5 protein-coding genes (1 of these 5 cut by a window edge) are annotated in these 23,015 nt (G+C 68.1%); all 5 read left to right on the plus strand.

Annotated elements, in window-relative coordinates:
• Tightly spaced (at most 40 nt apart), the 5 genes in view from NGK70_RS03015 to NGK70_RS03040 form a layout consistent with a single transcriptional unit that may run on beyond the window.
• Positions 1-16,684: the 3' end of an Ig-like domain-containing protein gene (locus NGK70_RS03015; protein WP_310742575.1), read on the plus strand. It extends 19,796 nt beyond the left edge of the window; the window shows 16,684 of its 36,480 coding nt (coding positions 19,797-36,480); its start codon lies off the left edge, out of view; it ends in the stop codon at positions 16,682-16,684.
• 5 nt (positions 16,685-16,689) lie between these two features.
• Complete coding sequence (locus NGK70_RS03025; RefSeq protein WP_251971901.1) at positions 16,690-18,594, plus strand: peptidase domain-containing ABC transporter; 1,905 nt, start codon at positions 16,690-16,692, stop codon at positions 18,592-18,594.
• Between the two features lie 5 nt (positions 18,595-18,599).
• Complete coding sequence (locus tag NGK70_RS03030) at positions 18,600-19,898, plus strand: HlyD family type I secretion periplasmic adaptor subunit (RefSeq protein ID WP_251971902.1); 1,299 nt, start codon at positions 18,600-18,602, stop codon at positions 19,896-19,898.
• Between the two features lie 40 nt (positions 19,899-19,938).
• Positions 19,939-21,345 carry a TolC family protein gene (locus NGK70_RS03035; protein ID WP_251971903.1) on the plus strand — a complete coding sequence of 469 codons (1,407 nt, stop codon included), beginning with the start codon at positions 19,939-19,941 and terminating at the stop codon, positions 21,343-21,345.
• On the plus strand, positions 21,345-23,012 hold the full coding sequence (locus tag NGK70_RS03040) for a glycosyltransferase family 4 protein (protein WP_251971904.1): 1,668 nt from the start codon (positions 21,345-21,347) through the stop codon (positions 23,010-23,012). Before NGK70_RS03035 ends, NGK70_RS03040 begins: the two co-directional genes overlap by 1 nt.
• The last annotated feature ends 3 nt before the right edge of the window (positions 23,013-23,015 follow it).

Genomic DNA, 23,015 nt, shown 5'->3' on the forward strand with positions numbered 1-23,015 from the left:
CGAAGGCCGTGGCGGTGACGACACCTTGTCCGGTGCCGGTGGTGCCGACCTGGTCTATGGCGGCGACGGCAACGACACCGTGGTCTTCGACGCGACCGATGTCGCGCTGCACGGCGGCAATGCCGACGACGCGGCCGGTGCCCTGGACAGCGACACGCTGACCCTGGAGACCGCGGGCGAGATCATCGACCTGCAGGAAGCCGGCCGTCCGGCCGACGGCGCGCTGCAGCCCACGCTGTCGAGCTTCGAGAACCTGGACATCGACGGCAGCGGTGCCAACGTCCTGATCCTCGATGCCGCCAGCGCGGCGGCACTGGGCGGCGCCAGCCTGGCGATCACCGGTGGCAGCGATGACACCGTCTTTGTCGACGGTGATCCGGCGGCGCAGACCTTCACCGTCACCGGCGCGACCGTCAAGCAGGTCATCACCGACGACGGTGATGCCACCAGCGCGTCCGACAGCCTGAGCGGGACCTCGGGCCAGGACGCTGTCAAGGCCGGCGCCGGCAACGACACCGTCGATGCCGGCGCGGGCGCCGACATCGTCTACGCCGGCAGCGGCGACGACCGGGTGGTCTATGACCGCAATGACCTGCGTGTCTTCGGCGGCACCGGCACCGACACCCTGGTCATCACCGATGCCGACACCGTCGACGGTGGTGCGGCCAGCACCGCCAGCCGCACCAACACCGCCTCGGGCGACGTGGACCTGACCGGCGTGGCGCTGACCACCGGTGGGCTGGGCCGCGTGGACGGCTTTGAGGCCATCGACCTGCGTGGCCACGGCAACCAGACCGTGCGTCTGGACGAGGCCTCGGTGATGGCGATGTCCGACTCCGGGCGTATCACCGTCACGGGTGACCTCAACGACGTCGTCAAGCTGTACGGCAACTGGGCGACGCTGGGCATCGAGTCCGACCTCGAAGGCAAGATCTACACCGTCTTCCAGAAGAACGACGCCATCGTCGCAGTGGCCCAGGAGGTCACGGTCGCGATCACCAACGAGCTGGGTGGCGCGGTGATCATGGGGACCTCAGGGGCGGACGACACCACCGTCACGAACTTCGCTGACGGTGCCTCCTCGGGGGATGGCGACGACGTCATCCGCCTGACGAGCATGAACTTCGTCGGCGTGGACGGTGGCCGTGGCTACGACAAGACCTACTTCGAGCTGAACGCCAACGCGACGATCAACACCGCGCTGCTGGCCAAGACGGCGCTGACGGGCGTCGAAGAGATCGACCTGCGCCAGGACTCGACCACCACCAACGACGACGCCTACGCCAATACCCTGATCCTGACCCCGGAAAAGGTGCTGGAGATGACCGACTCGGACGGCCTGCTGGTCGTCTCGGGCAGCAACAAGGACAGCATCAACCTCTACGGCGCCTGGAGCGACGTGGCCACCGCGCCGAGCGTGACCTACAACGGCGTCGTCTACAAGGAGCTGGTGGCTGACAACGGCGCACGCCTGTACTACGCGCCGGAGGTGACGGTCACCAAGATCGACCCGACCCTGCAGATGAGCGCGTTCTCCGTCGCCTATGACGACGGCGCATACCTGGTGGCCTCCGGCATCGAGCAGTACACCGGCTGGAAGGTCGGCAATGCCGGCGACATCAACAAGGACGGCCTCGACGACCTGGTCATCAACAAGGTGGACGGCGCCTACGTGGTGTTCGGCACCGACTCGATGGCTGGCCAGATCGACCTGTCGAACCTGGGCACCCGCGGCTTCCAGATCACAGGCAATGGCGTCACGCTCGACGACATCACCAACACGAACTACCAGAACGCCAACTGGAACTCGTACAACTTCGGTGTCTCCACCATCGGCGACATCAACGGCGACGGCATCGGCGACCTGGCCACCACCAACGGCAATCCGAACTCGCTGACCGTCGTCTATGGCCGCACCGAGTGGGACAACGTCAACCTGGCGAGCTTCACGCCGGGCGCGTCCAGCGGCTTCACGATGACCTTCACCGGCTTCCCGGACGAGCGCTACACCTCGATCTCGGCGGTGGGCGACGTCAACGGCGACGGCTACGCCGACTTCGCGGTGGGCAACTCCTTTGCCAACAGCGGCCAGGGCGAGGTCTATCTGGTGTTTGGCGGCACCCATGCCGACAACATCAACACGACCGCAGCACAGACCAACCGCTGGATCAAGATCGGCTCCGACGGTGCCAACCGCACCAACGTCGGCGTCGACATCTCCGGCCTGGGCGACATCAACGGTGACGGCTTCGCCGACTTCGTCGTCGGTGGCCCCGGCTATGTCAACTCGGTCACCACCGGCAGCTCCAGCCAGACCGACTACAGCGGCAGTGGCTACCTCATCTACGGCAAGGAGCAGGGCTGGTCCAACACCACCGTGGTCCAGCGTGACCATGTCAACCCGCTGCTGAGCAGCCTGTCGCCGAGCGACGACGCCAGCGGCGTGGCGGTCAACAGCAACCTGCAGCTGAACTTCAACGAGGGCGTGCAGTTCGGCAGCAGCGGCTTCGTCGGCCTGTACCGTGCGGGCAGTGACGTGCTGGTCGAGCGCTTCGACGTGGCCACCGGCATGGGCAACCTCGGCGGCCGGGCCTGGGTCAGCGGCTCCTCCGTGGTGGTCAACCCGGTCAACCCGCTGTCCTCCAGCACCGACTACTACGTCAAGGTGGATGCCGGCGCGGTCACCGACCTGAGCGGCAACCCCTTCGCCGGCATCAGCGACAGCACCGCGTGGAGCTTCACCACCGGCAGCAACGGCGACAGCAGCTCGCCCAACCTGCGCGCGGCCTATCTGGAGGTGTTCGCCAACAGCAACACCACCTACGACGCGCAGCCGACGACCTACGCCACCTACTACGGCACTCCTGCCAACCAGGGCGACATCAGCATGCTGTATGGCACGCTGACCAGCGGCGACATCTCTGCGCCGTACGCCTTCGACGCCAGCGACGTGCGCGCCAGCAACAACGTCGACATCTCGTCCACCGCCACCTCGGTGGACTACCGCAGCGAAGCGGACTTCAAGCTGTACTTCGCCTTCGACGAGGCGGTGCGCCCCTACGGCCAGATCCTCATCCGGCGGCCCGATGGCACGGTGGTCGAGAGCTTCGACCTGCAGACCGGCCGTGGCAGCCTGGGCGGCGGCATCAAGCCGACCAATGTCGACGAGTCGCGCCCGGACATCAACACCACCTCGGCGGCGCCGACCACCACCGACAGCACCGGCTTCGAGATCGACCCCGGCTTCACCTTCGCCCGCAACACCACCTACACGGTGGAACTGGTGGGCATCAAGGACGGCTCGGGCAACAGCCTCGACGCGGCCGATGCCAGCTTCACCTTCACCACCACCTCCGCGGCCGACACCCTGGCGCCGCAGCTGGTGGCCTACAACCTCGGCAGCGCCTCCACGGCCTTCACCAACAGCACCAGCAATGGTGCGACCAACGTGTCGGTGGAGTCGGACATCGTCTTCAAGGCGTCCGAGTCGCTCGTGCCGGGTGCCAGCGGCAGCGTGTCGATCAAGCTGTACAACAGCTACGCCGGCGCTGCCGTCGAGACCTTCTCGTGGAGCAGTGCGCCCACGGCCGGTGCCGATGGCTCCTACACCTTCACCGGCAGCCTGGGGGGCACGATGACCCTCAGTGGCCAGACGGTGCGCATCGACCCGGGCCAGAACCTGGCCTACGGTACCGCGTACTCGATCGCTGCCGCCGGCCTGAGCGACCCCTCGGGCAATGCGCTGGTGCTCAACACCAACACCGGCCACTACTTCACCACCGTCGCCCAGACCACCACGGTGCAGACGCTCAGCGGCAACGCCGTGCAGCACCCGACCACGGTCGGCCTGGACGACAACATCGTCATCCGCTTCGCGGAGTCGGTCGAGGCGGGCACGAACAGTGCCGGCACCCAGAGCATCCAGCTCTACAACCGCTCGGGCACCCTCATCGAGAGCTTCGACGTGGCGACCGGCCTTGGCAACCACGGCGGCAGCCTGAGCTTCCAGGGCACGGATGTCACGCTGAACCCGGGCCAGACCCTGGCCTATGCCACGGGCTACTACCTGACGGTGAGCAGCCAGGCGATCCGCGCGGCGCATGAGAACGTCAGCGAGGACGCTGGCAACGCCGACGGCAATGCGGCCAGCACCCGCTACTACACCGGCGCCGGCATGTCCGGCTCCGGCTCGCCACTGTACTTCGCCACCGAGGCGGGCACGCAGATCGACCCGGGTTGGGTCCAGACCCCCTCCATCACCGCTGACGGGGTGCTCAACGCGGGCAGCTACGTGGGCAACATCTGGAATGGCAGCGGCTACAGCGCGCAATTCCCGAACGGCACCACCAACTACAACCTTCAGCCGGGCGAGTGGACCGGGATGGAAGTCTCGGCCGCGGGTGACGTGGATGGCGACGGTATCCAGGACTTCATCATCGGCAGCCCGATGAAGGTCTGGGATCCGACGCTCAACCCCAGCGACAACGGCGACAACTACGTCTACGGCAAGTACTACCTGGTCTTCGGCCAGGCCGGCAACACCAGCACGACGCTCAACATCGCCAACCTGGCCGCCGCTGGTCGCGTGGTCCAGTTCTACGGCCCGAATACCAACTGGCTCAAGGGGGTCGTGGAGTTCGGTGACCTGAACAAGGACGGCTACGACGACCTGCTGATCACCGCCGGAGGCAACGCCCCGGACACCGACCTCTCCAACAGCGACAACCTGGCCAGCAACGATGGTGACACCGACGCCGGTTCGGCCTTCGTGGTGTATGGCCAGGCCCGCTCGGCCTGGGTCTCCAGCCTCAACGTGACCCAGCTGGGCCAGCAGGGCCTGGAAATCACCGGCGGCCTGCCGCAGGAGCAGCTCGGCTTCTCGGCCGCTTCCGGCGACTTCAACGGCGACGGCACCGTCGACCTGTTCTTCGGCATGCCCCGCAACGACCGCGACGGTTTTGCCTCGGGCGAGGGCTTCGTCATCAACGGGGGCGACTTCAGCAGCTCGCTGATGAGCGTGGGCACCGATCAGGCCGACACGTTGCTGGGCGACTTCGGTGCCGACCGGCTCGCCGGCCAGCAGGGCAACGACCAGATCTACGGCCTGGGCGGCGCCGACATCCTGCGCGGGGGCCAGGGCAACGACACGATCGGCCTGACCGATCTCGACTTCATCCTGCTCGATGGCGGCACCGGCACCGACACGCTGAAGTTCATCGGCCACGGCTTCGACCTCGACCTCACCGGTTATGCGGGGGCCAGCCTGCGCAGCTTCGAGCGCATCGACCTGACCGGCGACGGTGACAACGCCATCACGCTGAACTACCGCGAGGCGATCTACCTGCTTGAGCGCGAGCTCTCCACCGCCTACGGCACCCAGACCCAGCTGACGATCGACGGCAACGTCGGTGACCGCGTGACGCTGGAAGGCCCGTGGTCCCTGATCAACTCGGACAACACCTACAACTACTACGCCCTCGACGGCATCTTCGTCGCGGTCGATGCGGACATCACCCAGGCCACACCGACCTGGACCATCCCCTACCGCGGCGCGACGATCGATTTCAACGCCTCGGCGCTGCCTGACGGCCTGCGTGTCGATGCGGTCGACTTCAGCATCGGCAGCAACCAGCAGCCCACGACCAGCTATGTCGAGGCGCTGGGCGACATCAACCACGATGGCTATGCCGACTTCGCGGTGGCGGACAACGACGTCGCAGGGACCAACCTGCCCTACGTCTACCGCGAGGCGGGCCAGTGGGAGTACTACTACTTCGATGACCCGAACGCGTCAGTGCCATTCATCGGCGGCCAGACGCTCTACACCTCGAGCGCCGGCCACTACCGCGCAAGCAATGAGTGGACCTACGTCGGCAACACCGGCGCGGTGTACGTCGTCTACGGCCAGGCCGGCGGCTTGGGCAGTACCGATTTCAACCTGATCGGTACGGGCCAGGAGACCGATGTGATCCGCCTGGTCAGCGGCGCCGATCCGGGCGACGAGTTTGCCGACAGCATGGGCAGCCTGGGCGACGTGGACGGTGACGGCCAGGCCGACTTCGTCATCAGCGCGTGGAACACGGCGCGCAGCTACACCTTCACCGAGGGCGGTGAGCTGAGCTGGGCCGACCCGACCGGTGCCAACGGCGTCAACGCGGCCTACAACGGCTGGTGGGTCGGTGCCGAAGCCGACATGGCCCCGGGCAGCGCTTCCACCTCGCCCTGGGCCTACTCGTACACGGCGGACAGCTGGGCCTACAACCGCGCTGGGCGCCAGTACTTCTTCCTGGGCGGCAACCAGATGCTGGTCGACCAGGTCTCGGGTGCGATCACCGATACCTCCGTCAGCAACAACGCCAGCGGCCTGCAGGGCACCAGCACCCAACTGCCCAGCAGCTGGGATGGCGGCGTGGACCTGGTGTCCGACCTGCCGGACAACGGCGCCACCGCCGGCCAGCAGACCACGTACACCTTCACCGCCAACTCGACCACGGCCTCGCTGACCACCACCGGCCAGACCGCGTGGAGCCCGATCGCGCTGGGTGACGTCAACGGCGATGGCTACGACGACTTCATGGACAGCGCCGGCAGCGGCGTCGTCCACTTCGGCCAGCCGCTCGACAGCGGCATCGACCAGACGATCAACTGGTCCACCATCGACCTGGGTGGCTTCAGCCGCGCCAGCGCCGCTGGCGACCTCAACGGCGACGGCTATGACGACCTGGTGCTGGGGTACAGCAACTTCAGCTACGTCGTGTTCGGCCAGGCCGGCGCCTGGACGGGTGTGCCGACCTTCAACACCAACAGCGCACTGAACGGCACCTTCGCGGCCAATGGGGGGACCCCGGCCATCGCGCGCATCGACGCCGAGTCCGGCTACACCGGCCAGCAAGGGGTCTACACCCGCCTGGGCGACATCAACGGCGACGGCTATGACGACCTGCTGGTGGCCGGTAACCCGGCCGACAACTACAACGCCAAGTCCAACGGCGCCGCCTATGTGGTGTTCGGCGGGGCCAATGTGGCCGGGGCCGGCAACGACATCTGGGACGCCAATGTCAGCCTGGGCAACCTGGCTGCCCGCGGCCAGGGCTTCCGCATCACCGGCGCGATCGACGGTGACCTGTTGACCAATGCCAGCTGGACCGGCGTTGGCGACGTCAACGGCGACGGCTACGACGACTTCATCATCCAGTCCAGCGGCGAGCTCGAAGGGGCCGCCGCGAACAACGCCACCTCGGGTTCCGGTTCGTCCTACCTCTTCCTGGGGCAGGGCAGTGCAGCCTGGCGCAACGTCGACACGCTGGAGGTGCAGGACTACGGCATCCAGATGCTGGGAACCGGCAACGGCGAGTGGACGGCGTTGGGCGACGTGGACGGCGACGGCTTCGACGACATGTCCCTCGTGAGCAACACGGGTGCACAGATCTTCTACGGTTCAACCGCGCTGTCGTCCTACAAGGACGCCACCTGGTCCGGCCTGGGCAATGGCCAGACCACCGTGCAGGTGGTCCAGGGCACCAGCGGGGCCACCCTGACCGGCCACCGCGGCAACAGCACCGTGGCCCTGATCGGCCAGGACCGCCTGATCGGCAATGCCGGCAACGACACGCTGGTCAGCGACGGCGGTGCCGACGTGCTCAACGGTGGTGCCGGCAACGACCTGCTGCAGGTCGTCGACAATCACTTCTTCCAGCTCGATGGCGGTTCCGGCGTCGACACGCTGGAGCTCCTGGGCTCGATGACGCTGGACCTCACGGCCGTGGGCAATACCCGGGTCGCCAACATCGAGGTGGTGCAGCTGGGCAGCGGCAACCAGACCTTGACCCTGAGCGCCACGGACGTGCTGCGCATGACCGGGCAGACCAACACCACGGTCGCAGATGCCCGCTTCCAGCGCGGCAACGTGCTCGTGGTCAACAGCAGCGCAGGCAGCGACGCCCTGGTGCTCAACGGGGCCGACTGGAGCAGCACCGGCGTCACCACCGCGGTGGCGGGCAGCGCTGCCCTCTTCACGGTCTACCAGGCCAACGGCGGCAACCTCTTCGTCGTCACCAACCTGGTCCCGACCACCGGCACTGCGGGAGGCGCCCTGGCGGGTACCGCCGCAGGCGAGGTGCTCTACGGCGGCTCGGGTGCCGACACGGTCACGGCCAACGCCGGCAACGACACGGTCTACGCCGGCGAAGGTGCTGACGCGGTGACCGGCGATGACGGCAACGATTCGCTGGTCGGCGGACTGGGCAACGACACCCTGGGTGGCGGCAACGGCGACGACACCTTCATCGCCGGCCGTGGCAACGACAGCGTGGACGGCGGCGCCGGCAACGACATGCTGGACTACCGCAGCGCCAACGAAGGCCTGGCGATCACCTACAGCGCGGCGGGAGCCGGCACGGTCAGCGGCACGCAGACCGGCACCGACGGCTTCACGGCGGTCGAGACCGTCTACGGCTCCAACCGCGCCGACACCATCATCGGCAGCGCCGGCGACGATGTGCTGACCTGGCATGCCGGAGCCGGCGGCAACGACAGCTTCGTCGGCGGCAGCGGCAACGACGCGCTGGACTACAGCGGCGTCGACTCGGCGGTGGTCGTCACCTTCACGGGGGCTACCTCGGGCACGGCGCGCACGGCCAACCAGGGCACCGACAGCTTCAGCGGCATCGAGACCGTCATCGGCGGCGGCTACAACGACGTCTTCGTCAACGCCGACGGCGCCGTGGTGGTCCAGGGCGGTGCGGGTACCGACACGCTGGATTACAGCGCCAACGGCAGCGGCGTCACGGTGCTCTTCACCGCCGATGGCACGGGCACCGTGGGTGGTAGCGTCGTGGCCAGCTTCACCTCCGTGGAGTCGGTCATCGGTGGCAGTGGCGCGGACTCGCTGACCGGTGCGGCCGGGACCCAATACTTCTCCGGCGGTGCCGGTAACGACACCGTCGACGGCGGGGCTGGCGGCGACAAGCTCGACTACACCGGTGTGAGTGCCGGCCTGAGCATCACCTACGGCGCGGCAGGCGGTGGCACGGTCACGGGCAGCAGCACAGGCACCGACAGCTTCAGCAACATCGAGACCGTCACCGGCGGTGGCGGCAACGACCAGGCCATCGGCGGCAGCGGTGCCGAGTACTTCGAGGGCGGTGCGGGCAACGACACGCTGCGCGGTGGTGCTGGCAACGACACCTTCTTCGGTGGCACGGGTACCGACATCGCCGACTACAGCGACGCGACCACGGCGATCAACGCCAACGTGTACTTCCAGTACGGTGGCTCGATCACGATCACCAGCGATGTTGGCGCGGCGGATCAGTTCTACGACGTGGACGGCATCATCGTCGGTTCGGGCAACGATGCAGTCAACATCTACAGCGGCAGCGGTTCGCTCGATGGTCGTGGCGGTCACGACTCGCTGAGTGGCGGCAGCGGCGACGACACCCTGATCGGCGGTGCCGGCAACGACACCCTGGTCGGCAACAACGGCAATGACTGGTTCTACGGCGGCGCGGGCAATGACAGCTTCAATGCCGGTGGCGGCAACGACGTGCTGGACTACCGTGGTGTTTCCGGCAACCTGAACGTCAACCTGTCCACCGGGGTCATCAGCTCCGACGGCGAAGCGGGCGCGGACGCCGTCACGACGGGGTCGATGGAGGCCGTGCTGGGCGGTTCGGGCAACGACAGCATCGTCGGCAGCCTCTACGCCGAGACGATCAGCGGCGGTGCCGGCAACGACACCATCGACGGCGGCGCCGACAACGACACCGCCATGTACGCGACGGTGACCAACGCCCTCAACGTCAACCTCGCCACCGGCGTCGCCACCGGCGAGGGCACCGACACGCTGAGCAACATGGAGAACGTGGTCGCCGGCTTCGACAATGACCGCATCACCGGCAACAGCAGCAACAACGTGCTGTATGGCAGCGAGGGCAACGACACGCTGGAGGGTGGCAACGGCAATGACGCCCTGTACGGTGGTGATGGCAACGACGTCTTCGTGATGAACGACGACGCGGCGATGGACTCGATCTACGGCGGCAACGGCTTCGACCTCCTCGACTTCTCGGCCGTCACCTACGACATCCGCTATTCGCAGGGGCGCGGTGACGCATTCCGCCTGTACAACCGCGATGAGTGGGTGCGCTTCCTGCTCGACATCCCGGGTAGCAACGACCCGGGCCAGGGGCGTGACGACGACTGGAACGGCAGTACGTCCAGCCTCTACGACGGCCACGACGACTGGTACAGCGGCATCGAGGGCATGATCGCCGGCAGCGGCAACGACTACATCTACATCGACGCGGGTGGCCAGGACGTCTACAACCCGGGCGAGCGCGACGGCTACCTCGATGGTGGGGCCGGCAATGACACCCTGCTCGGCCATGACGGCCGCGACACCCTGATCGGCGGCAGCGGCAATGACTCGCTCGACGGCAACACCGGCGACGACACCCTGATTGGCGGCGCCGGCAACGACACCCTCATCGGCAATGGCGGCAGCGACTGGGCCGACTACAGCGGCGCCGCGGCCGCCATCACGGCCGACCTGTCGCTGGCCAGCAACCAGGTCACTGCCGACGGCGATGCGGGCATCGACCACCTGAGCGGTGTGGAAGGCCTCATCGGCAGCGGACTTGCAGACAGCATCAAGGGCAGTACCGGCGCTGACAGCCTGTATGGCGGCCTGGGCAACGACACCCTGGACGGCCACTCCGGCAACGACACGCTGGACTACAGCCGCCAGTCGACCGCGGTCAGCATCGACGTCGCTGCGGGCAGCGCCAACAGCGGCGCCGGCAATGTCGACACCATCAGCAACTTCGAGGCCTATGTCGGCGGTAGCGGCAATGACAGCATCGTCGGTGCCAGTGCCACAGCGGTCAACGAGACCATGAGCGGCGGTGCTGGCCACGACACCCTGTCGGGTGGCGACGGTGCTGACTCCCTGCTGGGCGGCGTGGGCAACGACTCCCTGCTCGGCGGTGCCGGCAACGACACCCTGGTGGGGGGCCTGGGCAACGACGCGCTGGACGGCGGCGCCGGTACGGCCGACGTGCTGGACCTGACGCCGGCCACTGCCGCCATGGTGGTGGACCTGACCGCGGGCACCTCCACTGGCGAAGGCAGCGACACGGTCACCGGCATTGAAGTGGTGTGGGGCGGCAGTGGCTCCGACACCCTGACCGGCAGCACCGGCAACGACAGCCTGATCGGCAATGCCGGGCGCGACGTGCTTGCCGGTGGCGACGGCCAGGACACCCTGGACGGCGGGAACGCCAACGACTCGATCAATGGCGGCGCGGGCAATGACCTGGCCTACGGCGGCAACGACCAGGACACCGTCCTCGGCGGTGCCGGCGTGGACTCGCTGTACGGCGGTGAGGGCCTGGACTCGATCGACGGCGGCGACGACAACGACCTGCTGTACGGCGAGAACGGCAACGACACCCTGATGGGTGGCGCCGGTGCCGATACGCTGGACGGTGGCTCGGGTTCCGACCTGATCCGCGGCGGTGCAGGCAACGACGTCTTCAACCAGTCCACGGAATCCGACCGCCTGCTGGGCGAGGCGGGGGATGACCTCTTCAACGTGATCGCCCTGACCGACAACGGCAGCTTCGAGCTGGACATCGACGGCGGCGACGGGGTCGACACAGTCAGCCTGAACGCTGGCGGCAGCTACGACTTCCGGGCCACGACCCAGGTCCGCCTGGCCAATGTGGAAATGCTGCGCATGGCCACCACCAACCAGACGGTGGCCCTGGACAACACCAACGTGCGCACCTTCGCGGCCACCGGCAATGCGGCGGTCGACAACGCCAGCTACGGCGCGGCCAGCGGCAAGGCGCTGCTGGTGGTGGATGCGAGCAGCACCAGTGACCGCCTGCGCCTGTTCGGCGAGGGCTGGTTGGCGACCGGTGACAGCACCACGGTGCTGGGTGGCGGCAGCAGCTATGCCATCTACCGCTTCCGTGACGAGAACATCTATGTCGCCTGCAACACGGTGGTGGTGGTGGTCGACGGCGCGGGTAGCGACTCGATGGTCGGCACCGCTGCGGCAGACAGCCTGGATGGCGGCGCCGGAGCCGACACCATCATGGCGGGTCTCGGCAACGACACCGTCTCCGGTGGCCTGGGCAACGATGTCATGGACGGTGGTCTCGGCATCGACCTGCTGACCTTTGCGGGCACCAGCTCGCCGATCCACCTCGACCTGTCGCTGAGCACCGCGCAGGACACGGGCCTGGGCACCGACACCTTCACGGGCTTCGAGATGGTCCAGGGTGGTACGGGCACCGATTCGCTGATGGGCGGCTCCGCCGACGACACCCTGTGGGGTGGCGCGGGCTCCGACACGCTGGGTGGCAGCGCGGGTGCCGATTCGCTGATGGGCGAGTCGGGCCGCGATCTGGTCGACGGCGGTGACGGCAACGACATCCTGTACGGTGGCGACGATGCCGACACGCTGCAGGGCGGCGCCGGCGACGATCGCCTCTACGGCGAGAACGGCACCGATGCCCTGCTGGGCGGCGACGGCAATGACTCGCTGTGGGGTGGCAATGACAACGACACCCTCCAGGGTGATGCCGGCATCGACCAGCTCTATGGCGAGGAAGGCAGCGACCTGCTGCTGGGCGGCCTGGGCAACGACACCCTCGATGGCGGCAACGGCAACGACACCCTGATGGGGGGTGGCGACAACGACAGCCTGCAGGGAAGCAATGGCAACGACCTGGTGCAGGGCGATGCCGGTGACGACACCCTGGACGCCGGTGCCGGCAACGACACCGTGCAGGGTGGCGATGGCAACGACCTGATCTACGGCACCAGCGGCAGCAACCTGCTGCAGGGTGGCGCGGGCAATGACACCATCAACGGGGGCAGCCAGAACGACACCATCGCCGGCGGGCTCGGCAACGATTCGCTGGTGGGCAATGGCGGCTACGACGTGCTCGACATGTCGGCCAGCAGCACGGCGATGAACTTCGACATGTCGGCCGGCTGGCCCGGCACGATCACCGATGCCACCCTGGGCACCGACACGATCAGTGGCTTCGAGGGGATCATCGGTGGCTCGGCCAATGACACGATCACCGGCAGCAGCGGTGCCGACATCATTGGTGGCGGCGTCGGCAACGACAGCCTGACCGGCGGTGCGGGGCTGGATACGCTGGACTTCAGCAACGCCACCCGCTCCCTGAGTGTGGACCTGAGTCTGAACCGCACCAGCGCGGTGAGCGTTGGCGACGGCCAGAGCGGGACCGACAGCGTCGTCGGCTTCGAGAACGTCAACGGCGGCTCGGCCAGCGACTGGCTGCAGGGCTCACTCGACGCCAACGTGCTGCTGGGCAACGACGGCTCCGACATCCTGCTGGGCCTCGATGGCAACGACTCGCTCGACGGCGGCCTGGGCAACGACAGCCTGGACGGCGGCACTGGCAACGACACGCTGCTGGGCGGTGACGGCGTCGACAGCCTGCAGGGCGGCACTGGCAACGACAACCTGCAGGGCGGTGCCGGCGCAGACAGCTTCAGCGGCGGCGCGGGCCAGGACACCTTCTGGGGCGGCGATGGCGACGACGTGTTCTACGGCGAAGCCGACAGCTACCAGGACCGGTACTACGGTGAAGCCGGCTTCGACGTCCTGAACTACCAGGCCATCACCGTCGACATCAACTTCCAGACCGGCAATGGCTTCTACGCGGGCTATGGCGGTGACCTGTGGTTCACCGTCGCCGGCCAGACCCAGTACTTCAACAACGTGGAGGGCCTGATCGGCGGTCAGGGCAACGACTACCTGAGGAACAACCACGGCGTCGCAGCCTACATGGACGGCTACCTCGGCAACGACACCCTGTACGGCCAGAACGCCAACGACACCCTGCTGGGCGGCGTGGGCGAGGACTCGGTCGACGGCGGCAACGGCAACGATTCGCTGCTGGGTGGCGATGGCAACGACAGCCTGTACGGCAGCTATGGCTCCGACATCCAGCTGGGCGGCGCCGGCAACGACGTCATCGCCGGCAGCTACGGTGACGACTACCTGGACGGCGGCGCCGGCATCGACGCGCTGGTGCTGTGGGATGCGACCCAGGCGGTCTCCATCGACCTGAACACCAGCTGGCAGGGCACGCTGACCTTCAGCAACATCGGCACCGACACCGTGCGCAACTTCGAGGGCGTGGTCGGCAGCAATGGCAACTACGCCGACTCGATCACCGGCACCTCGGGCAGCGACATCATGGGGGGCGGTGCCGGCACCGACACCCTGATCGGCGGCGCGGGCGTGGACATCCTGAGCTTTGCCTGGGCCGGCCATGTCACCGTCAACCTGGCGACGCAGACGGTCAGCAACGACGGCTTCGGCTACACCGATGTCATCAGCGGCTTCGAGTACGTCTACAGCGGCAACGGCAATGACTCGATCACCGGTTCCTCGGTGGCCAACGAGCTGCGTGGCAACGATGGCAACGACACCCTCGTCGGCAGTGCCGGCAACGACACGCTGGACGGCGGCGCCGGTACCGACCTGCTGAACTACGCGGCTGAAACCGGCGCGCTGAGCGTCAACCTGGCCACGGGCCAGGTCACCGACGCCGCCGGCCGCCTCGACCTGGTGAGCGGCTTCGAGTCGGTGCAGACCGGCTCGGGCAACGACACCCTGGAAGGCAGCAGCCGTGCCGACACGCTGCGTGGTGGCGCTGGCAACGACGTCTTCATCGCCGGACTGGATGCCCACAACAGCGACCTGTTCGAAGGCGAGGCCGGCACCGACCTGCTGCGCTACAGCGCCGTCACCAGCGACCTGTCGATCACCAACTTCACCGCCGGCTCGGCAGGCCAGAACAACCTGCAGTACCAGGTCGGTACGGGCACCTACTACGACTACTACACCAACCTCGAAGGCCTGGGTGGCGGTCTGGGCAACGACCAGCTCTCGCTGGCCGCGGGCAGCGCAGCGGCCGTGCTGGAAGGCGCAGCGGGCCATGACAGCCTGCGCGGCGCGTCAGGCAGCGACACCCTGCTGGGTGGCGACGGCAACGACATGCTCAGCGGCGGTGCCGGTGATGACACGCTCGACGGCGGCGATGGCATCGACGTGCTGGACCTGAGCGCCACGAGCGCTGTGCTGAACCTGAACCTGGGCAGCAGCTGGCAGGGCGTGGTGAGCTACAGCGGCCTGGGCAGCGACACGGTCTCGAACTTCGAAGGCGTGATCGGTGGCTCCGGCGCCGACCAGATCACCGGCAGCAGCGGTGACGACATCATCGGTGGTGGTGCCGGCAACGACACCCTGGCTGCGGGTGATGGCATCGACACCCTGAGCTTTGACGCCAGTAGCGCCAGCCTCACGGTGAACCTGCAGACCAGCGTTTCGACGGGTGAGGGCACCGACACCATCAGCGGTTTCGAGAACGTCAGCGGCGGCTCCGGCAGCGACAGCCTCACCGGCTCGGTCGACGCCAACGTGCTGCGTGGCAACCTCGGCAACGACACCCTCACGGGCAGTGCCGGCAACGACACGCTCGACGGCGGCGTCGGGACCGACACGCTGACCTATGCCGGCTACGCCAGCGCGCTGACGATCAACCTGGCCACGGGCATCGCCACGGGCACCGGCAAGACCGACAGCTTCACCGGCTTCGAGCAGTTGATCGGTGGCGAGTCGGACGACACCCTGATAGGTGCCGCTGCCAACGACACCCTGCAGGGTGGCAATGGCCACGACAGCGTGGTGGCCGCGGCCGGCCTGGACCAGCTCTACGGCAACGCCGGCAACGACACACTCGACGCCGGTACGGGCCAGGACACGGTCTATGGGGGTGACGGCAACGACCTGATGATCGGCTCCGTCGACGGCAGCCAGGACCAGTACTACGGTGAGAACGGCGTCGACATCCTGAGCTACAGCAACGAGCAGCGTGACCTCAACTTCGGCACCTTCTACGCGACCAACGGCAACGGCAACACCTTCAACCTGTTTGGCGAGACGGAGTACTACTACTACGTCGAAGGGCTGATCGGCGGCCAGGGCAACGACTCGGTGACGCTGGGCAACAACTGGTCGGGCTATGTCGATGGCTACAGCGGCAACGACACCATCGTTGCCACCGGAGGCAGCGACACCCTGCTGGGCGGCACGGGCAACGACTCGATCGATGGCGCCGGGGGCAACGACTCGATCAGCGGTGGCTCGGGCAACGACACCCTCATCGCAGGCGGTGGCGTCGACACCATGGACGGTGGTGCGGGCAATGACCAACTGCGTGTCTCGACGACCACCTTCTTCCGCCTCGACGGTGGCACCGGTGTCGACAGTCTGGAAATGACGGCGGCAATGACCGTGGACTTCCGCACTTTGAGCGATGACGTCGTTCGTAGCATCGAGGTGCTGAAGCTGGGGGCAGGGAATCAGGTGATCACACTGTCCGATGCGGACGTGCTGAACATGACCGGTGAATCCAACCTGGCCGTTGACGTTGCGGGCTATCAGACCGGCCACGTGCTGGTGATCGACAGCACGGCGGGGACCGACTCGGTGCAGCTCACCTCGGGCTGGACCGACACCGGCGACAACACGACGGTCGATGGGACGGGCTCCTTCTCGATGTACCGCTTCGGCACCAGCAACATCTACGTGGCCTTGGACGACTCGGTCACGCCCAGCATTGGAGGCTGATTGCCGTGAACGAAGACGAAATCCCGCCGCACTTGGCACGTGTTCCCGACCCTGACGGGGCCGGTACACCGGGCTTGCAGGAGCGCCTGCGGGCGGCCAGGTCGGGCTGGCGGTTCCTGCAGGCGGCGGATCAGCCGCCGGCGCAGGCGCTGCCCGCACCGGTTCCGAGCGGGGCGGGGTGGCTGTCCGAGGTGCTGAGGCCGCTGCGCCCGGCCTACCTGCAGGTCATCGTGCTGGCCTTCGGCGTGAACCTGCTCGGCCTGCTGGCGGCGGTGTTCTCGCTGCAGGTGTATGACCGGGTGATCGCCAAGGGCGGCATGACCACCCTGGTGGCGTTGGTGCTGGGCATGGGGTTGGCCATCGCGTTCGACCACGGCCTGCGCCGGGGACGCGCCACGCTGATGCAGCGCATCGGTGCACGCATCGAGGTGGCCGTGGCCCGTGCCGTGTACGAGCGCCTGACGCGCCTGCCCGCGCTGGAGCTGGAAAGCCGCCCCCCGGCCTTCTGGCAGACGGTGTTCCGCGACATCGAGCTGGTGCGTGGCACCACCGCGGGCGCGGCGGCGCTGCTGGTCATCGACCTGCCGTTCCTGGTGCTGACGCTGGTGCTGGTCGGCTTCATCGCCTGGCCGATGTTGCCGGTCGCGCTGGGGGTGATGGCCGCCTTCGTGCTGCTGGCCTGGCGCTCCGAGCGGGTGCTCAAGACGGGCAGCGAGCAGGAGAAGGAGCGCCTGATGTCGCGCGACACCATGCTCTCGGACCTGTCGGCCTCGCGCCTGCACCTCAAGACGCTGGGCCCGTCCGACAGCATGCGCACGCGCTGGGAGTCGCACTACGGCCGCTGGATGGAAGAGTCGCTGGCGCGCAGCCGGGAGATGGACCACTACCGCGACGTGGCCCAGGGCATGAGCACGGCGTCCACCGTGGCGATGACCAGCCTGGGCGCACTGGCCATCCTGAACCAGCTGATGAGCATGGGCGCGCTGATCGCGGTGAACATCCTGTCGGGCAAGCTGGTGTCGCCGCTGGTGCAGCTGGTGGCGCAGTGGCGCTCGTTCGGCCAGTTCGTGGCGGCGCGCAAGCGGCTCGACGACCTGTTCGCGCTGCCGTTGGACCGTGAGCAGTCGCCCGTGGCGCTCCCGCGGCCACGGGGTGTGCTGACGATGGAGGCGCTGCACTTTCGCTACCCGCGCATGGCGCAGGACCAGATCCACGCGCTGTCGGGCCAGCTCGGTCCCTTCGGCCTGCATGCGGTGGTGGGCAACAACGGCAGCGGCAAGTCGACCCTGCTCAAGCTGCTGCGTGGCCTGTACACGCCAGCGGCCGGCCGGGTGCTGCTCGATGGCGCCGACCTGCAGCAGTTCGGCCAGCGCGACCTGAGCGCCTGGATCGGCCTGCTGCCGCAGCAGCCGCGCCTGGTGGCGGGCAGCATCCGCGACAACATCGTGCTGGGCGCGCAGGGCGTCAGCGATGCGCAGATCCTGAACGCGGCCCGGCTGGCCGGGGCCTACGACTTCATCGTCAACCTGCCCGACGGCTTCGACACCGATGTGGGCGAGGGCGGGCAGCGCTTCTCCGGCGGGCAGCGCAAGCGCATCGCCATCGCGCAGACCCTGTTGAACGACCCGCCCGTGCTGCTGCTGGACGAGCCGACCTCGGACCTCGACGCAGCGGCCGAGCAGGCCTTCGTGGCCACGCTCAAGGCGCTGGCGGTGGACCACACCGTGATCGCGGTGACCCACAGCCCGGCGGTGCTGACCCAATGCAACGGCATCCTGGTGCTCGATCGTGGCCGCCTGGCCGCCGCCGGTCCGGCGCGGGAGGTGCTGCCCCGGCTGGGCTACGCCCCGCCCCGCCCCGCCGTGGTGGTGAACCACGAAGACAAGACCCGTGAAGCGGAGGCCGCATGACCGAAATGACTGCTCCCCGGAGCCTGGACGCGGTGCTGGAGCGGGTCGGCGAGACCCGCTGGCGCCTCTGGGACCTCCGCATTCTGCTGGCGCTGTTCGCACTGCTGGCGTGGTCGGTGCTGGCGCACGTGGACCGCGTGGTGACGACCCAGGGCAAGGTGGTGCCCTACGACAAGGTGAAGGTCATCCAGCACCTGGAGGGGGGCATCGTCAAGAAGCTGCTGGTGCGCGAGAGCCAGATCGTCAAGGCGGGCGAGCCGCTGATTGAGCTGGACCTGGCCACCGCCGGGGTCAACGGTGACGAGATGTCCGCCCGCATGGGCTCGTTCCGCTTCGTCAAGGCCCGCCTGGAAGCCGAGGCGCGTGGCACCCTGCTGGTCACCTCGCCCGAGCGTGACCCGCAGCTCAGGGCCTCTGCCGAGGCGGAGGTCGCCACCTTCCGCGCCCGCCGCGAAGAGCTGACCAATACGCTGGCCGCGCTGGACGGCCAGATCGCGCAGGGGCGCCAGCGCGTGGCCGAGCTGCGGGCCCGCATGAGCTCGCTGGAAGCCGGCCTGCGCATCGCGCAGCAGGAGCTGGCGATCTCGGAGAACCTGGTCAAGGACAAACTGGTGTCGGAGCTGGAGCACTTCCAGCGCCGCAGTGCGGTGGAGCGCATCAAAGGCGATCTGGAAGCCACGCGCCAGGCGATCCCGGGTGCGCAGGCCCAGGCCGACGAGGCTTTCGCGCGCCGCCGCGAGGAGGAGTCGCGCTTCCGCCGCCGGGCCTCCGATGAGCTGGGTGAGCTCGAACGCAAGATCGCCAGCCTGGGCAAGGAGCTCAACCGGGCGCAGGACCAGGAGCAGCGCGCCGTGATCCGCGCGCCCATCGACGGCATCGTCAAGAACGTCAAGTACCAGGCGGCCGGCAATGTGGTGAAGGCCGGCGAGCCCATCATGGAGGTGGTGCCCGTGAAGGACGAGCTCGTCATCGAGCTGCGCCTGAACCCGGCCGACCGCGGCTTCATCGAGGTGGGCCAGTCGGCCCTGGTGAAGGTCTCGGCCTACGACTACTACCGCTTCGGTGGCCTGACCGGGCAGGTGCAGTCGATCGCGGCGGACACCGATGTGGGTCGCAACGACGAACAGTTCTACCGCGTCGTCGTCAAGACCGACCGTGCCTATGTTGGCGACAGCGCCGCGGCGATGCCCATTTCGCCGGGCATGACGGCCGATGTTGACGTGCGCGTGGCCACCAATTCCGTCTTCTGGGCGCTGCTGCGCCCCATCCTCAAGCTCAAGCAAGAAGCCTTGCGAGAGGTCTGATTCCCCTCACCGCGACTGAACCGCATCCGGAGAACAAGCCATGGCCATCATGAAGATCAACAAGCTGTGGGCGGCTCTGCTGCCCGTCCTGGTGTGTGTCCAGACCCAGGGCAAGCCCCTGCAGGACGAGTTGTTGAACGTCCTGACGGATCACCCGCTAATCCGCGCCAACCGGCACGCCACCGATGCGGCCAGGGAGCGCGTCGGTGCCGCGGAGGCGGCCAACCTTCCCCGCCTGTCGCTGACCGGCGACGGCGGCCTCGAGTCGATCCGCTCCACCAGCTACCGGCCCAGCCAGACCATGGAACTGGGCAGCGATGGCGTTGTCACGCCGGGCACCTCCAGCGATCTGATCCGCCGCAAGGTGGGGGTGTCGGTGGAGCAGGTGGTCTATGACGGTGGCCGCAACCGTGCCGCCGTGGACCTGGCGACGGCCGATGTGAGCATGCAGGGCCTGAACCTGCAGTCGCTCACACAGGACCTGTTGCTGGAGGCCCTCACGGCCTACCTGCAGGTGGGGCGCTACCAGACGCTGATCGGCCTGAGCCGGCTCAACGAGGACACCACCCGCAACCAGCTGGAGCTGGAGAGCAAGCGGGTCGAGGGCGGCGGCGGCATTGCCGTGGACGTGATGCAGGCCCGCACCCGACTCCAGATCGTGAAGGAGCGCCGCGTGTTCTACGAACAGGCCCTGCGTGACGCGATGGCCAACTACGAACAGACCTTCGGCCGGGCGCCCGACATCGCCCAGTTGCAGGACCTGGGCATCTTCCAGGCTGGCCTGCCGGCCTCGCTGCCCGAGGCCCTGAACCTGGGGTTGAACCAGAGTCCGCGGCTGAAGTTGTCTGCCATGCAGATCAGCAAGGCCGGCGACCAGATCCTGGCCGCGCGGGCCGGCGGCGGTCCGGTGGTGGACCTGGTGGGTGCGCGCAACTACGACCGCGGCGCCAACGCCACCGCCAAGCGCGACGACTACTCGATGCTGCTGCGCCTGAACTGGAGCTTCTCGGCCGGCAACGAGAACGACCACCGTGTCAGCGCCGCGCTGAAGGACAAGGACGAGCTGATGGAGCGCGACGTCGCGCAGCGCAACAAGGTGCGCGAAGCCATCCGCGTGTCGTGGAACCAGCTGGTCAACGGCCGCGAGCGCCTGGAGCTGCTCGACAGTGCCGCGGGCATTGCGCGTGACGTGATGCTCAACCGCAAGCGTCTGCGTGACGCCGGCAAGGAAACCGCGCTGAGCGCGCTGGACGCTGAGGTAGAGTATTTCGGTGTGCTTGCCAACAAGATCAACGCGATGTATGACACCCGCATCGGCGCCTACCGCCTGATGGCCGCCGTCGGCGGGCTCACGCCCGAGGCGGTGGGACTGGGCAACGGGTTCAAGTTGCCCGTGCAGCCTCTCAAGGTGGACCTGCAGGCGATCGCCGGGCAGGGCTTGCACTGATGGCGCAGGGCTCTGCGGGGGCGGCTGCCTTCCTGTTCAGCAGCGACGGCTACAGCACCCGCGGTGCCAAGCTCATGGGCCGGCAGTCTGCCGGTGCGGGCTTCCTGCGGGCCTTTGTCCAGTCCGCCGGCGCCGGCCCCGTGCAGACCCTGCTGACCAGCCCAACGCAGGCGCCTGCGGCGCGTGCTGCGCTGGCCGAGGCGGGCCACGACGGTCCGGTCGACCTGCTGGGCATGGATGGCCTGGGCCGCGTGGCCGAGTCCGGCTGCCTGTACCTGCCCATGCCCGGGCTCGCCGAGATGGCCTGGCGCCGGGCCGCCGTGGGCGAACGCCGCTTCAGCGTCTGCGGGGTCACGCACACCATCGCCACGCATGCGGTGATGACCTCGCTCACCGAGCTGCTGACCGCACCGGTGCGGCCCTGGGATGCGCTGATCTGCACCTCGCATGCCGGGCGTACCGCCGTCAATGAGGTGCTGCAGGCGCAGGCCGACTATCTGCGCTGGCGCCTGGGGGCCACGCGCTTCGAGCTGCCCCAGCTGCCCGTCATTCCGCTGGGCGTGCACACGGCCGATTTCAGGTTCACGCCCGACGAGCGGGCCCAGGCGCGGACGCGGCTGGGGATCGCCGCCGACGAGCCCGTGGTGCTGTTTGCCGGGCGCCTGTCCTTCCACGCCAAGGCGCACCCGCACCCGCTGCTGGTGGCGCTGCAGCGCTGCGCGCAGGCCCGGCCGCAGCGGCGCATCCACTTGGTGATGTGCGGCCAGTACGCCAACGACGCCATCCGCCGCGCCTTCGAGGACGCGCAGGATCTGCTCGCGCCCGCCGTGCAGCACCACCATGCCGATGGCGGCGACGCCACGGCCTGGCGCACTGCCTGGGCGGCGGCCGACGTCTTCACGTCCTTGTCCGACAACATCCAGGAGACCTTCGGCCTCACGCCGATCGAGGCCCTGGCCACCGGCCTGCCCTGCGTGGTCAGCGACTGGGATGGCTACAAGGACACCGTGCGCGACGGCATCGACGGATTTCGCGTGCCCACCACGCTGCCCCCGGCGGGCGCGGGGGTGGACCTCGCCGCCCGCTACGACAGCGGCCAGGACAACTACGACATTTACTGCGGTCAGGTCTGCGAACTGGTGGCGGTGGACGTCGACGCCGCCGAGCGGGCCTTCGCCCAATTGCTGGACGACCCCGCCCTGCGCCAGCGCATGGGCGCGGCCGGTCGCGAGCGCGCCCGCAGCGTGTACGACTGGACCGTGGTGATGCGCCAGTACCGTGACCTCTGGGCCCGGCTGGCCGAGCAGCGCCAGCATGCGCTCGACCTGCATGGTGCATTGCCGATGGCGCAGGCGCCCGATCGCATGGACCCATTCCGCATGTTCGGCGGCTACGCCACCCACGTGCTGGGCGATGCCGACCGGCTGCACCTGCCGGCCCTGCCCGCGCGCGCCGACTACGACCGGGTGCGTGAACTGGCCTGCCACCGCTTCGCACGGCGCGTGCTGCCCAGCCATGACCAGGCCGCCCCGCTGTGGCGCCGCTGGGGCGAGGCGCCGGTGCGCACGGTGGCTGACCTGCTGGCGGGCCTGACACCGGAGCAGGACCGCCTGCTGCGGCGGGGTCTGGTGTGGCTGCTCAAGACGGGCTGGGTGCGGCGCGTCTGAGCC

The organism is Sphaerotilus microaerophilus (genome assembly GCF_023734135.1).
GTDB classification, from domain to species: Bacteria; Pseudomonadota; Gammaproteobacteria; order Burkholderiales; family Burkholderiaceae_C; genus Sphaerotilus; species Sphaerotilus microaerophilus.